At 43.1% G+C, this 14,789-nt stretch carries 11 protein-coding genes; all 11 read left to right on the top strand.

What is annotated here, in order from left to right; genetic code table 11:
• The first annotated feature begins 45 nt into the window (after positions 1 to 45).
• Positions 46 to 1,107 (top strand): DUF5007 domain-containing protein, encoded by a 1,062-nt coding sequence (locus tag AC1DUD_RS13720; protein WP_477375241.1) that lies wholly within the window; start codon positions 46 to 48, stop codon positions 1,105 to 1,107.
• Positions 1,108 to 1,127: 20 nt separating this feature from the next.
• Positions 1,128 to 4,274 (top strand): SusC/RagA family TonB-linked outer membrane protein, encoded by a 3,147-nt coding sequence (locus tag AC1DUD_RS13715; RefSeq protein ID WP_477375240.1) that lies wholly within the window; start codon positions 1,128 to 1,130, stop codon positions 4,272 to 4,274.
• 11 nt (positions 4,275 to 4,285) lie between these two features.
• Complete coding sequence (locus AC1DUD_RS13710; protein ID WP_477375239.1) at positions 4,286 to 5,809, top strand: RagB/SusD family nutrient uptake outer membrane protein; 1,524 nt, start codon at positions 4,286 to 4,288, stop codon at positions 5,807 to 5,809.
• Positions 5,810 to 5,838: 29 nt separating this feature from the next.
• The gene (locus AC1DUD_RS13705) at positions 5,839 to 6,561 is read left to right on the top strand and encodes a hypothetical protein (protein WP_477375238.1); all 723 of its coding nucleotides are present in this window, start codon (positions 5,839 to 5,841) and stop codon (positions 6,559 to 6,561) included.
• A gap of 42 nt (positions 6,562 to 6,603) precedes the next feature.
• Complete coding sequence (locus AC1DUD_RS13700; protein ID WP_477375237.1) at positions 6,604 to 8,214, top strand: DUF5008 domain-containing protein; 1,611 nt, start codon at positions 6,604 to 6,606, stop codon at positions 8,212 to 8,214.
• A 30-nt stretch (positions 8,215 to 8,244) separates the two neighbouring features.
• Positions 8,245 to 9,945, top strand: coding sequence for an alkaline phosphatase family protein (locus AC1DUD_RS13695; protein WP_477375236.1), 1,701 nt, complete (start codon positions 8,245 to 8,247; stop codon positions 9,943 to 9,945).
• Positions 9,946 to 9,977: 32 nt separating this feature from the next.
• The gene (locus AC1DUD_RS13690) at positions 9,978 to 11,411 is read left to right on the top strand and encodes a PA14 domain-containing protein (protein WP_477375235.1); all 1,434 of its coding nucleotides are present in this window, start codon (positions 9,978 to 9,980) and stop codon (positions 11,409 to 11,411) included.
• A gap of 29 nt (positions 11,412 to 11,440) precedes the next feature.
• Positions 11,441 to 12,253: a PKD domain-containing protein gene (locus tag AC1DUD_RS13685; protein ID WP_477375234.1), complete on the top strand. Its 813-nt coding sequence runs from the start codon at positions 11,441 to 11,443 to the stop codon at positions 12,251 to 12,253.
• A 484-nt stretch (positions 12,254 to 12,737) separates the two neighbouring features.
• On the top strand, positions 12,738 to 12,890 hold the full coding sequence (locus tag AC1DUD_RS13680) for a hypothetical protein (RefSeq protein ID WP_477375233.1): 153 nt from the start codon (positions 12,738 to 12,740) through the stop codon (positions 12,888 to 12,890).
• A 99-nt stretch (positions 12,891 to 12,989) separates the two neighbouring features.
• A complete protein-coding gene (kdpF, locus tag AC1DUD_RS13675) occupies positions 12,990 to 13,067 on the top strand; it encodes a K(+)-transporting ATPase subunit F (protein ID WP_477375615.1) in 78 nt (25 codons plus the stop codon).
• 6 nt (positions 13,068 to 13,073) lie between these two features.
• Entirely contained in the window at positions 13,074 to 14,789 is a 1,716-nt protein-coding gene (gene kdpA, locus AC1DUD_RS13670; RefSeq protein WP_477375232.1) for a potassium-transporting ATPase subunit KdpA, read from the top strand.

Raw genomic sequence — 14,789 nt, 5'->3', positions numbered from 1 at the left:
ATAAAAAAACGAAAAGACATGCGAGCATTTATAAAAATAGGATCTATGGCTCTGCTATTTGCTGCAGCCGCGCTGAGTAGTTGTAAAAAGATGTATGGGATTCCGGATGAGAAAGATTATCTGAGTAACAATGTAAACTACGCCAATAAAGTTTTTGAACCAATTTTAGGCCGAACCTCTTTAATGGGAGGTTTTAATGGAGATAATTCAACCCAGCCGTTAAAGTTTGAGATCATCAACGCGCGTTTTGGTGATGGTAGGCCGGTTACCGATCTTTTTCAAAAAAAGCCTACTTATGTATGGACAGCCCCATATAACGGGCTTGAAAAAAGCCTGGCCGAGATTGAGGCCAAACGCAAACTGGAAGATCATCCATTATTTGAAATGCGTTCATCGGGTGAGTTTGTTATGTGGGCCTCTTCCTCCAATGATTTGATCAAACCGCGACCTGCCGATAGTACCAATTTTCCGCAGGATACGCGTTATTTTGATGTCAAGATAACTAATACAGGCGGTAGTACGGTAATTCGGGACCTGCAGGTGCGGCCATTTCGCGAACGCCCTTATGAGCCTTCTGATGACTTTAACATTTATTCGGGTAAGCCGGCGCCTCACCCTAAAACCCCATATAATCCAGCCAGTCGAAACTATATCAGGCCGTTTTTAAATGGGGTAATAGGTGCCATTACCGACATTCCGCTGCAGAGCAATGACGACAAAAAAGATGTGGTAGTTTATATCCGCCCATTTAGTGGTGGCACAGGCAATTCATTAAGGTTCAAGTTTCTGAATAAAGATTCGGTAGAGATGAACCCGGCTTTATTTAATGAAACAACCTGGGATAAAATAGTGCATGGGTTTAACATGCAAAAAACCACAACCTACGTGCAATACGATGTCGCATATCCTATTCCTTTAGTGGAGGTCCCAACTGTTTATGCGCCCGGAGCAACCCGGGACCATGCCGAATTTAAATATTCACGAATTGGTTTTGGCGGCGGCCGGGTAGTGGCAAGTTTCGGGATAGATTTCGCGATATACAAAAAAGGCGACTGGGAGATCGTATTCCATTTTTTGAAAGACAATCCAAAGTTTGAAGACGAATAACCGAATTAAAACTTATCACGATGAAAAAACACATACTATTTTATATAGTGCTTGCTGTTTGCATGATCTTCTCCTGCACAGATATTCATGCACAGGCACAAAATATAACGGTTACCGGTACGGTGCTTGAAAAAGCAACCAATAAAATTTTACCCGGTGTAAACATATATATGGGCAATAAAGGCCTGATTCAAACCGATTATAAAGGCAAGTTTACTGTCACTGTACCGGCAAACGCTACACTTACTTTTACGTTTGTGGGCTTTGTTACGGAGAAAGTAAAACTTGAACCCGGGCAAAAGAACATAACAGTAATGTTAACTGAAGACAAGAAAGGTCTTAATGAGGTGATCATTGTAGCCTATCAAAACAGGAATAAAGAATCAACTCCGGGGGCTTCCGTCACCATCACAGCCAAGGATATCCAGGATGTGCCAACCTCAAACGTCGAAAACTTGTTGCAAGGTAAAGTAGCAGGCCTAAACGTTCAAAACAATACCGGCGCTCCTGGTTTCAGAGGATCGGTTCAGGTGCGTGGTTTATCAACACTGAGCGTATCCGGTAGCGGCAGCGAATCGTTCCTGCAACCCACATCTCCCCTGTATATTATTGATGGGGTACCATTGGATGCCGATAAAGCGGCTGAGTTTGGCTTTCAAACGCAGGGGCCGGGGGTGAGTCCTTTATCATTGATACCTGTAGAGGATATCCAGAGCATCCAGGTAATGAAGGATGCGCAGGCAACCTCCATGTATGGGTCGAGAGGTGCTTATGGTGTAATTATCATAACAACCAAACGCGGAAACTCCAAAGTACCCCGGGTAAGGTACACCGGTAACTTCTTTGTTAACGCTACCCCACAACTGCGTTCAACGATGGGAGGTAACTCAGAACGCAAGGCAAAAATTCAGCAAATCTTATCCAATGCTACCATTATTGATGAGCTGAGGAAGTTAGGGCAAACCGGCTTCCTGGCTGATAGTTTGAATGCATATTGGAATAACTCAACAAACTGGCAGTCCATTTTTTATGGCACAACGCATAATCAGAGCCACAACGTAGCATTAGATGGCGGAAATGAGCGCTTTAACTATAAAGTGAACATGGGGTACTATTCGGAAAAAGGGGTGATCAAAAACACCGGTTTTGACAGGTACAACCTGAACATGAACATGGAGTTTAAACCGAATGATAAATTCAGGTTCTTTGGCTCATTATTCGGTTCGTTGGGAAGCCAGGCTAAAGGCAACGGCGTCGGGTTACTGCAGCAAGGCGTGGCCGAAAACGGGCAGGCTTCAACTCTGTTGCCGCCTCCATCCTTTTATCTTTCGCCCGATGGTGTTACATCTGCTTTGCAAACTCAAAACAGCAACAGTACAAGGAATATCCGTACTAACGTTGATGGTCGTTATGAGTTTATCAAAGGACTGGCCTTGTCCTCAAGCATCAGTTATGATTATACTTCAGATGCCGAATCAACGTTTACACCTGCCGCCGCCAACGCCCAGTTTGCACAGGTATATGATTATGAAGGCCGTAATTATACCCTGTATAATCGTAATGCGCTTACTTATGCCCAAACATTCGGCGCAGATCATACCATATTCGTCAATACTTTTAATGAAATATATAAGCAAGGGGGCCAAAGCGGTATCATCAGGCAAAGCCGTATACCTAATGATCAATTGCAGGGGCCTGTAGGTTCTGACTCTTACAATTCAAGGGGCGGTGGCGTGTTATCAAATTTCAAAAATGCCACTATTGCCTCATTTGCGGGCTCCTTTAACTATGATTATAAAAAGAAATACGTACTGGAGTTGTCTTACCGGTTAGATGGTACATCCTCAAACGGCCTGGAAAATCCGTATTCTAAAAACCCTGCGGCCGGTTTCAGGTGGAACTACTACAAGGAAAACTGGTTTAAGAACTGGGACTGGCTTACTTCGGGAGGTTTAAGGTTAACCTGGGGCCAGAACATTGTACCAACCGGCAGTTTACAAAGCATTTATGGTTTGTATAACCTGAACGGCAATTTTAACAACAATCCAACCATTGGCATTAACTATGAATTTGTACCCAATCCTGCATTAAAACCTACTACTACTACGCAGTATAACCTTGGGTTTGACATGACGATTTTGCAAGGCAAAGTTGACCTGAGTTTTGATACCTATTACAAAAAGGTAGATAATTTGTTGTTTGACAGGTTTTTACCTAACAGTACAGGCTTTCAGAAAAAATCAAGTAATGATGTATCCATTGCCGATTATGGCTATGAGCTGATGGTAACGTTAAGGCCGCTAACCGCTAAAGATTTTAACTGGACGGTTTCATTTAACGGCGCTATTAACCGCGATTACCTGCTGAGGTTGCCTGCCGAGTACAACGGGCAATACATCAAATTTGATTATAATAACTATCAGCATATCGTTTTCAGGGTGGGTAAAAATACCTTGTCAAACTATTTGCTCGTTAACCAGGGTGTTTATCCAAGCGATGCCAATGTGCCTGTAGATCCGGTAACGGGTAAAAAATATCAAACAAACGGGCTTGCCTTTAAGGGCGGGGACCCGATTTTTAAAGATGTTAACGGCGATTATATCCTTGATGACCGGGATTACGAAATAACCGGTAACTCTCAACCTTTGATTACGGGTGGTATGTCGACGAATATCAATTATAAAAATTTCGGATTAAATGTTTATGCCACATATACCGCCAAGAGAACGATATTAAATAATGCCCTCTCCGACAGGCTGTCGATCATGAAGGATCCCTATGCTCTGCTTGCAGCTGTTCCTTTGGATGACCTGGACATATGGCGGAAGCCGGGTGATCATGCCAAGTATCCTAACCCTTATTCGTTTTCAAGGTTCAACCAGATAAGGCCGCTTCGCTCTGATCAAAGTTTGTGGCAGGAAGAAGGATCATACCTGAAGATCAACACGATTACGCTGTCCTATATGTTTGACCGCAAATTTGTGCGGCAGTTTGGATTCAACAACGTAAGGGTTTATTTCTCAACCAATAACCTGATCACATTTTCAGGATACAATGGCCCCAACCCTGAAAACGTAACCTCTCTGGGGCGGGATATATCAAGCGGGTACCCGGTTCCGCGCACTTATAATTTAGGTTTAAATATCGAACTCAATACAAGTAAATAAAACTCAAGATCATGAAAAAAAGTGTTATATACATTTTAGCAGCGGCAGCAAGCTTGTGTTTACCATCCTGTAAAAAGTTTCTGAACGTACAGCCCATTGATAAATTAACAGGTAATAACTTTTACCAGTCAAAAGATGACGTTGTGGCCAATATTTACGATATGTCAAGAACCTTTTTTGGCAAGATCAACGAAACACATTTTATTGGCGCAACAGGCGAATATCGCTCGGGCGAGGTTTTATATGAACCGCAGTCAGACAATGGGCCCGCGCGTGCATATGTAGAAGTATTAGGTCGGAATGACCTGCTTGGGCTTATCAACGGAAACCCGCCCTGGAATTTCTACAACTTTGATCGTATTACCGACTGGACCGGCTATTACCAGGTGATACAAAGCGCCAATATCCTTATTTCAAAGCTCGAAGCAGGCGTACCTGGTGTTACAGATACTGAAAAGAAGCAATTTGAAGGCGAAGCGGCTTTTATACGCGGGCTTGCATATTTCTTTATGGTGAGGCTTTATGGTGATGTACCCTATTATACCGATGCATTCCATTCAACAGCCTTACCTCGTGAAAACATGGTATCTGTTTTAAACAAAAGTATCGCCGATCTTAAAAAATACAAGGATGGTTTACCCTGGACCTATGCCGATCCTGCTTTAAAAGGCGTAAGAGCGAGCAAGGGCAGCCTTATCGCGCTCATCATGAACATGAACATGTGGAATGCCGGCTTCGATAAACCCAATGCAAACAAATACTACCAGGAAACCGCGGATCTTGGACAAGAGCTTGTTAAAAGTAATGCTTACAGGCTGCTGCCCATAAATGAATGGGCTACTGTTATCAAAGGTCGATCGGACGAGAGCCTTTTTGAATTTTACCGCAGTATAAACTATGGCGACCAGAACACCAACGTTGCGCCGATAGGCGATATGTTTCTGCACTATCCTTATAAAAGGCCCGAATATACGCATAGGATAAGCTTTGCCTATTTCAGGGCCGAGTACATGCAAAAACTATATCCGGGCGCTTCCGATAAGCGCGCTACTATATGGTTTAACTCCGATATATACGCAGATAACGGAAAATTCATGATGCTCAAATTTGCTCAGAATGCTTTCGCAACCGGAGACGAAGACGCCAATCCTGACAACACCTTTATGATATTCAGGTATGCCGGTGAAATACTGCTATGCGCGGAGGCGCTGGCCGAACTGGGGCAGGATGACCAGGCTATGGCTCTGTTGAATAAAGTAAGGGACCGGGCCGAAGCATCGCGTTATACCGGCGGCGGCGGGCAGGATCTTAAAGACTTCATTTTCCTGGAGAGATCGCGGGAACTGATGGGCGAGGGGCACCATTATTTTGATTTGGTACGTACCCGAAGGATCATGAACAGCGAGTGGTCATATAATGTATTGACTTTAGACAAATTTAACCGCGGCGCCTGGACCTGGCCCATTAATAGTAACGCGCTCGCCAATAACCCTTTTATGTCATTAAACATGTACTGGGTTAACGGAGGTAATTAACCTATTCCTAAAAAGTAATAATAAGAAATATGAAAAATATAATTATTGTTTTTGCCGGGTTTTTACTGGTGCTTGCCGGCTGTAAACGCGATGAGTACTATAAAGACGGAGGCAAAGCCCAAGCCGATTACCCTGCCGATATGTTTCAATATTTGCAGGATAAAGCAGTGCCGTTTGATACCATTGCCCAGATCGTAAAACTGGCCGGCATGGAAGATACATTCCGCAAAACTGATTTTACTTTTTTTGCACCGGACGATGATGTTATAAAAAGAACCATAGGTACCATTAAAACAAGAGGATCTTTAAATCAATTTTTGTTTTTTGAAGGTCGCGATACCGTGAAAAAGCTGTCGGATATTGATTCTGCGATATGGAGAAAATACCTGCAACGGTATATGTTCAAAGGCATTAACCGACTTAAAGATTATCCGCAAATAGATATTAACCTGCAAAATCAGTATCCGGGAGCGCTTTATTATTCTTACAGTGGTGACGTGGTAAACATTGGCGTAATATATGGAGATGCCAATAATATCAAATATATTGGCCCGCGTACACTGCAAATCAGTTATATCTACGACATTAACAACGCGCAAAACGCGGTTTTTCGTAATAAAGTCTCCTCTTCAGATATAAAACCTAAGAACGGAGTAGTGCATACCCTACAGTATAATGAGGCATACTTCGGATTTAGTCAGGACGACTTTTATCAGGAAATATACTTCGCGGGCCTTCACCATTCTGAGTAAAACATTATTAACAATATTCTTTCAATGGTAATCAATTGAAATATGAGAAGAATTAACCATATCATCACATTTATCCTGCTTCTACTAACAATGGAGGCTTGCAAAAAGGATAAAGCAATTTACTCCGACCCTTATGAGGATGGAAAGCCGCTGTTAGGCGTTACCCTAAGCCGTGATGCTGTACCTGCACCGGCAGTTGGGGTGGTGGGCACCGAAGTAACATTTAAAGCCACCGGGCTGATCCCTTATAAGGATAAAATAAAGTTTATGTTTAACGGCGAAGCCGGTCAGGTTACCGAAGTAACGGAGTCAAGTATTAAGGTGAAGGTACCGGCATTTGGCAGCACAGGTATTACATCAATCGCTATTGATGATCAGTTGGTGCTCGGACCTCTGTTTAAGGTGTCCGGATTAATTAATATTGATCCGTCTTTCAGGGCTACAGCAGGAGCGAATAACTCTGTAAACCAGGTGTATCCACTTGCTGACGGAAGAAACCTGGTACTGGGATGGTTTACCAATTATGATAATAAAGGTATCATTACGCCACTTAACCGGATCGTGAGAACATCGGCCGATGGCGAGTTTGACCGTACTTTCAGAACAGGTAAGGCAGCAAACGGCTCATTATCAAGGGTTATTGAGCTTGGCGGAAAATACGTTATCGCCGGGGGCTTCAGCGGCTACAATCAACGTACTGAGAATATCAGCAATATCACCACTTTAAATGTTGACGGCAGTATTGATACCGTTGGTATAAAAACTTACAGGCGTCCGTCGCAAACAGATACAACCAAGTATTTTCCGCGGTTTAACGGTGGCACTAACGAGTATATATCTAAAATATACAAACATCAGAACAAAATACTGGCAACAGGAAGTTTCAGATACTATGTAAAACGGGTTTATACTGAGCATAATCATGATTTTACGCGTGACACCGTGATACTGGATAGTACAGAGATACGGCAGGTGGCACGCTTTAACCTGGATGGCTCACTGGACAAAGCGTATCGCTTTAACATAGCAACCAATAAAGGCCTGCCTTCTGCAAACGGTCCTGTTGACTCGTACATGCATACCGACGCTGATCAGCTGGAAAAACTGGTGTTGTTTGGAAGCTTTACCACGTTTGACTCCAAGGCCGCAGGTCGGCTGGTTCGCTTAAGTGCCAACGGAATTATTGACGACTCATTTAAAACCGGTACAGGTACCGATAACAGTATCTCGTCCTTAACATACAATCCGGTAACAAAAAAATATTTGATAACAGGCATTTTCAGAACATACGATGGCAAACCGGCCATAAGCATGGCGCTGGTTAACCTGGATGGTACGCTTGATCAAACCTTTGCGGCAAAGACATTTGAAGGGGGATACCCGGGTTTTGCCCGCCAGCTTAATGATGGTTTAATAGTAGTTAGCGGTAGCTTTAAAAAATATAACAATGTAACCCGCAATGGTTTCATGGTATTAAACAACAAGGGTGAACTTGCCGGGAATTACAATACCACCGGCCCTTTTTCAGGTTTCTTGTCTGATATCGTTGAAACCAAATCGACTGATGGTAAACGGGCATTATTGCTGATAGGCGGTTTTAATCGCTTTGATAATATCCAGGTTAGCAATATCATACGCATAACCATCGAATAAATTTTAAGAGAACCTATAATTTATAAAGAAATGCAGAACAGGAAAAAATATAAACAGATCATTTTTTCAATTATTTGTGCATTGGCCGTCGCAACAATATCTTGTAATAAAGATTTTGTGCGTACCCTGCCCGATAAAAATTATACAGATACCGCCAAAGCATCGTTTGGTGAACGCAAGGTTTTGTACCTGATCGTTGACGGAGCGAGGGGCTCATCTGTAAACAGCGCCAATGTCCCCAATATTAAAGCAATACTTCCCAGCTCAATTTATAGCTGGGTTGCCTTGAGCGATCCGGATTCAACCCGGGATGTAAGTAATTGGGCCAATATGTTAACCGGTGTAAAGAAAGAAAAGCACAAGGTATTGTCGGATGATTTTGCCGGGAACAACCTGGCAACCTATCCCGTGTTTTTTGAAAGGATAAAAGAAGAGAAGCCCAATGCAAAAATCGTTTCTTTTTCGTCTTCGGCTGTTTTAAAAAATAAGTTAACACAGGGTGCTACAACAAGCGAATTATTTAGTACCGATGAGCAGATCAAAACTGCTGTAGTTAATAGCCTGAATACAGACACAGCACAATTGATACTCGGTCATTTTGATGATATCAAGGAAGCCGGCGCCAAATATGGCTATGATAATTCATCATCGCAGTATAAAGCCTCTATTGAAAAATTTGACGGATATGTAGGCGAAATAGTTAGTGCCCTGAAAAAGAGGAAAAATTATGCCAATGAGGATTGGCTGGTGGTGATTGCGTCGAGCGGCGGTGGAAAGTTTAATATCCCGGCTAACGAGAATGATAATACAGTTTTCAGCAACACTGCTGCCAATACATTTACTATTTATTATAATCCAAAATATAAGCAAAGGGTAATAGGTAAACCTTTTACCGGCAACAGGTATTTGGGGCGTACCGTGCGTTTGAAGGATACGGGCATAAGAGCAGAGATTGATACTGCTGATATTTTTAACATTGATGATACTACCAAGTTTACCATTGAACTAAAGGTTAAAAAGAATGAGGACAAATTCTTTTGGCCAAGCATTTTAGGTAAGCGACCAGAGTGGTCGTCAGGCCATCCGGGAGTTGGTTGGGTAATTTACCTGGAAGATGCTTACTGGTACTTTGAATATCGTGGCACCAAGGATGGCGATTATCACCAATGCCGTGGCGGCGACCTGCAAAAGGGGCTATGGCAAAACCTTTCTGTTAAATGCGAAATACGTGCGGGCAAGCGATATATCAGAACCTACACCAACGGAGTTTTTAACAATGAATTGGAAATAACCGAATCGGGTAGTCTCGCCAACCACAGCCCGCTGAAATTAGGTTACTTGAAAGGTAACGGGCACGGTACACCTGATGTGTACGTAACCGATATCAGATTTTTCAAGGTTGACGTGCCCGACGCTGTGATCGGAAATTATGCCTGCGAAACATCCATTAGCGAAAGTCACCCCTACTATACTTTCTTAGCCGCCTACTGGCCGGGTACAGATGGCCAGGGCGATAAGATCAGGGATATCGGTCCGCAGGCCCGCGATTTTCAATTAAAAGGCAATTACCAATGGGAAGATTTTAATGATCTGATCTGCCCGCCGCCGGCAGGGGCGCTTGCCATGTTCGTTCCGCAAACGGCAGATATCCCTGCACAAATAATAAACTGGTTTAGAATACCTAACAGGCAGGCCTGGGGGCTTGATGGCCGCGTTTGGCTCGATCAGTAAAAGTTAACTATTACAAACTAAATTATTTGATGATGAAAAAATACAGATATGTTTTGTTTATCGGATTAATCATTCTGATAGCAGGAGCCTGCAGGCAAAATAATCTTGATGATTTGAAGCCAATTCAAAACACAGACAGAAATATTTCCGGCGCGGGGGCAAATACTGACGGTATAACCGCCGGTAACGAAATAGTTAAAGTGCCGTTTAAAATATCCTTGTCGGGCCCGGCAACTAAAGCATTTCAGGTAGGTATTACACTTAATAATGATACTGTAACCAAACTGATTGCTAATGGAACCCTTAAAAATACAGTGATATTGCCTGCGGGGGCAATTGATTACGCCGGTGTGATCAATGTATTATTCGGGGCAGATACAGCAACCTCAGTTGCCAGTGTCAGGCTATCAACCCTGGAAGCTAATTATGGCAAAAACGTTGCTTTTGCATTTAAACTTACTGATCCGGGCAAAGGGAACCAGATTAAAGGATCGCAATCAAATATCCTGGTGGTACTTGATACCAAAAAGCTTATAAAAGAAAGTAACATTCATTACCTGTCGCTTTTGAATGGCGGCGGCATTATGAATGTTGACTATCAAAAAAACTATACTACATCGCCGGCAGGTATAACAATTCCGATAACTATAAACCTGGCAGGAGTACCGGCCGGCGCATTTAATGTTAATGTGAAATTGAATATGGATACGATAGCCGATTTGGTAAGCAAAAAAGTATTGCCAGCGAACACCATCGCGCTTAATCCCGATCAGTTTGACATTGATACCCTGATCAGGGTAAATTCTAATGCCAGTACAGCACAGATACGCTTATCAATAGGCTGGCCTGTTTTTGATGCAAACATAGCTGCCAATAAACGTTTTGGCTTTGTGGTGAGTTTGGTCAATCCAACAAAACACATCTTGCATCCAACAACCAGCAAGCTGATCGTTTTAGTACAGCCAGAGGTTAACCTTGATAACAATTCATACATAACCGGTAACGGAACAGGTTTAAAAGCAGAGTACTTTTCAAATAATCAACTACTTGATTTTGACGGCAGAAAACCCGATCTTGTACAAATAGAACCCACTATTGATTGGCCCAACGATGGCGTTTGGCAGGCCGCGATACCAACTATAAGTCATGATAATTTCTCCACCAGGTGGACTGGCGAGTTTCTTGCGCCCGTTCGGGGCGAGTATGTATTCTGGCAGAATGAATGGGACGACGGATCAAGATTATATATTGACGGCAAGGCCATTATTAATGATTTCACCACCGAGTGGGACAAGGACAGTCGTACAGCCAAAATATTCTTAGAGCGCGGGAAACGCTATAAAATAGAAGCTGATCATCGCGAAAACGTAGGTGGCCAACGCGCCCGGTTAACTTTTGAAGTACCATCGGCCAGCATCAATGGCAGAAGGATAATACCGCAAAGCCAATTATTTCCGGCCCCCTAAGCCAAAACAGATCAATGAAAAATAAGGACATGAAAAAGATTTTGCATATTATATCGGTATTTTCAACAGCAGCTATGTTGTTTGCCGGGTGTAAAAAAGATAAGCCGGTGCCGCAGCCTCAACCGGACGAGCCAAAACCTGTAGTTGGTTTTACGGCGGCGCGAACAGATAGTGTTGATTTTTTAAGCTATCAGTTCAGCAGTACAGCCGTCAACTACAAAGATATCCTGTGGCAGTTTGGCGATGATAGCACATCTACAGAAAAGGCGCCCAAGCACAGGTATGCTTTTGATGGTTTATACCATGTAACATTAACGGCCAGAAATTCGCAGGGATATTCGGCTGCCCGGGAAATAATATTGAACGTTGCCGATCCTAACTTTGACAGAAGCAAGGTTGGTGAAAGCTATTTTGCTACGATAGGTGGTACATTTACCGTATCACGTGATAATGGCGGCGGCCCAAATTCAGGCGAAGGTTCACTAAAAGTGGTTGACGGTGATCCGAATACCAAATTTTTCCAATCGGGGTTCTCCGGAGACCTCGTAATGAAATATGAACTTAAAACCCCTGCTGTTGCGGGAGCTTATACCATGACATCTGCAAATGACTCGCCTGATCGTGATCCGAAAGGATGGATACTTCAGGGCTCTGAAGATGGAATACGCTGGATAAACCTGCACAGCAAAAACAACGAAGTTTTTGCCAACCGATTTCAACGGATTTTATATCATTTTAACAATAATGTAGCTTATAAATTTTATAGGATAAGCATTAAAACCAATAATGGCAGTCGTGATCTCCAGATGGCTGAATGGACGGTTAATAAAAAGCAGCCTTAAAGGCTGCTTTTTATTATGTATTTTTAACCCCTGATAGCAGTTTAAAGGCATAAAAAAAGCTTCTTAGTTTTAACTAAGAAGCTTTTTTTATGTAGTGCAGATTTTAGTTGTAACAAACCATTTCTTTCATGATTTGAAAATACCGGGATATCTGAACCTAAATTGAAATGGTTCAAATTAGGTAAATAATTGTATAGCACCCTTTATTATAACATTTTATTTGATTCTCCAATGTGTGGGTATCCTTTTGCCTGGCGTAAAGTACTGTCCCCAAACTTGCTAAATGGCCATCTGCCGCTTGAAACCCAGTAACCAATATTGAAACACTCTCTCATTTTAAGTCAGTTTTATTGTGTTCTGCTTTTTATAATATCGTTCTGGTATGTGTGTAAGTGGTTGTGAAACAGTGATGTGGTTAAATGATTTAAATTAGGTTCAGTTTGGCTTTTGTTTTGGCATGCCCGGTCAAACAACATTAAAAATTATGTCCAAACCATTCATGACACCACCTGGGGTAATGCCGAACGATAAACGCAGGTACACCGTCAAAGACATTCTTGTCATCATCACAGCCTGGCTTATTGCGGCTGCACTGGTATATGCCTTATACCTGAAAATTAAATACCTGCATCATTAATCTTATAACTATGCTCACACTTATGCTTGTAGCGGCCGGGCTCTTTTGCTTCTGGCTTTTCTTTAAATCTGTTAACTATTTTGAAAACATCTGAAAATCATGTTTGCATTATTTCTTGTATCCGTAGCCGTGTTTGTATACATGGTTTATGTACTGCTTAAACCCGAAAAATTTTAATTCAATATGAATACTGAGATCCTGGGGGTAATTTTTAGTTATCTGATTACCCTCGTTATTGCCATCCCCTTTGGCATCTATATAGCCCGAATGTTCAGGGGCGATAAAACGTGGTCGGATTTTATGGCCCCCCTTGAGCGATTGGTTTTCCGTTTTTCCGGCATTGACCCCAGGAGGGAAATGAATTGGAAACAACACCTCATCGCGTTGCTTACCATTAACGCGTTATGGTTATTTTATGCCTTTTTTGCATTCCTGTTTCAAGGACACCTGCCGCTTAATCCCGACGGTAACCCCAGCCAAACCCCTGATCTGGCCTTTAATTCGGCCATCAGCTTCCTGGTAAACTGCAACCTGCAAGATTATTCGGGCGAAACAGGTGCTACATATTTTACACAGCATTTTGTGATCATGTTCCTGCAGTTTGTGTCGGCAGCTACAGGGATCGCCGCGTTATTTATCCTGTTTAAAGCATTCCGTGATCAGGTGACCGACAAGTTGGGCAACTTCTGGGATTTCTTTGTTAAATCCATTACCCGTATCCTTTTACCTTTATCGGTAGTGATGGCGATTATCCTGGCTTTCAACGGTACGCCGACAAGCTACAAAGGAAAAGATACGCTTATAGGCTTGCAGGGTGATACTATTCACGTATCACGCGGGCCTGCTGCTGCCATGATAGCTATTAAACATTTGGGAACCAACGGCGGAGGCTGGTTTGGTGCGAATTCGGCCCACCCGTTGGAAAACCCCAATTACCTTACCAATATCGTGGAGATAGCGGCACAGGTGATCATCCCCGTAGCTTTGATATTTGCGCTGGGCTTTTATCTCAATAAAAAGAAGTTTGCCTATGTGATTTTTGGTGTGATGACGCTTGGTATGCTGCTTTTACTGATCCCCACCATGCAGGCCGAGATGGGCGGAAACCCCGCGATAACTAAATTGGGTATCAGCCAGGCTACCGGGGCGATGGAAGGTAAGGAAGTGCGCTTCGGCCCGGCTGCAACGGGTTACTGGAGTATCATGACCACTATCATCTCTACCGGCTCCATCAACTCTATGCATGACAGCGCCATGCCTGTATCTGGTTTTATGATGATGATGGGAATGATGATCAACTGCTTTTACGGTGGCTGTGGGGTAGGTATCCTCAACTTCTATATTTTTATCATTATCGCCGTGTTTATTTCGGGGCTGATGGTAGGGCGGACACCAGAATTTTTCGGGCGAAAGATAGAAGCGCGGGAAATGAAGATCGCCTCCATTATCGCGCTGCTGCACCCGTTCATCATCCTGGTGGGTACGGCCATATCCTGTTACGTACTTGTGCACATGCCTGATGCTAATTGGGCCGTCAAGCCATCTGCATGGCTCAATAACCCCGGTTTTCATGGCTTTTCGGAGATGCTTTACCAATATACATCCTGCGCAGCTAATAACGGATCCGGTTTTGAGGGACTTGGAGACAACAATATCTTCTGGAATGTGAGTGCGGGCTTTGTGCTTATCCTCGGGCGGTTTTTGCCTATTATCGGGCCTGTAGCTATAGCGGGATTGCTTGCTAAAAAGAAATATATCCCCGAATCGGCAGGTACTTTAAAGAGCGATACTGGCACCTTTGGCCTTATGGTTTTTGCTGTGATAGTGATCGTTGCCGCGCTTTCCTTTTTCCCGTCATTGGCGCTTGGCCCAATTGCAGAACATTTTTCTTTAAAATAA

The organism is Mucilaginibacter sp. P4_A11, assembly GCF_056402535.1.
The sequence above is the reverse complement of the archived record's forward strand: the minus strand, read 5'-3'. Positions and strand labels throughout refer to the sequence as shown.

What these genes read in the sequence shown, in the direction of transcription:
- AC1DUD_RS13720 (WP_477375241.1), top strand. Translation starts at nt 46, where the DNA reads ATGGCTCTGCTATTTGCTGCAGCCGCGCTGAGTAGTTGTAAAAAGATG.
- AC1DUD_RS13715 (WP_477375240.1), top strand. Translation starts at nt 1,128, where the DNA reads ATGAAAAAACACATACTATTTTATATAGTGCTTGCTGTTTGCATGATC.
- AC1DUD_RS13710 (WP_477375239.1), top strand. Translation starts at nt 4,286, where the DNA reads ATGAAAAAAAGTGTTATATACATTTTAGCAGCGGCAGCAAGCTTGTGT.
- AC1DUD_RS13705 (WP_477375238.1), top strand. Translation starts at nt 5,839, where the DNA reads ATGAAAAATATAATTATTGTTTTTGCCGGGTTTTTACTGGTGCTTGCC.
- AC1DUD_RS13700 (WP_477375237.1), top strand. Translation starts at nt 6,604, where the DNA reads ATGAGAAGAATTAACCATATCATCACATTTATCCTGCTTCTACTAACA.
- AC1DUD_RS13695 (WP_477375236.1), top strand. Translation starts at nt 8,245, where the DNA reads ATGCAGAACAGGAAAAAATATAAACAGATCATTTTTTCAATTATTTGT.
- AC1DUD_RS13690 (WP_477375235.1), top strand. Translation starts at nt 9,978, where the DNA reads ATGAAAAAATACAGATATGTTTTGTTTATCGGATTAATCATTCTGATA.
- AC1DUD_RS13685 (WP_477375234.1), top strand. Translation starts at nt 11,441, where the DNA reads ATGAAAAAGATTTTGCATATTATATCGGTATTTTCAACAGCAGCTATG.
- AC1DUD_RS13680 (WP_477375233.1), top strand. Translation starts at nt 12,738, where the DNA reads ATGTCCAAACCATTCATGACACCACCTGGGGTAATGCCGAACGATAAA.
- kdpF (WP_477375615.1), top strand. Translation starts at nt 12,990, where the DNA reads ATGTTTGCATTATTTCTTGTATCCGTAGCCGTGTTTGTATACATGGTT.
- kdpA (WP_477375232.1), top strand. Translation starts at nt 13,074, where the DNA reads ATGAATACTGAGATCCTGGGGGTAATTTTTAGTTATCTGATTACCCTC.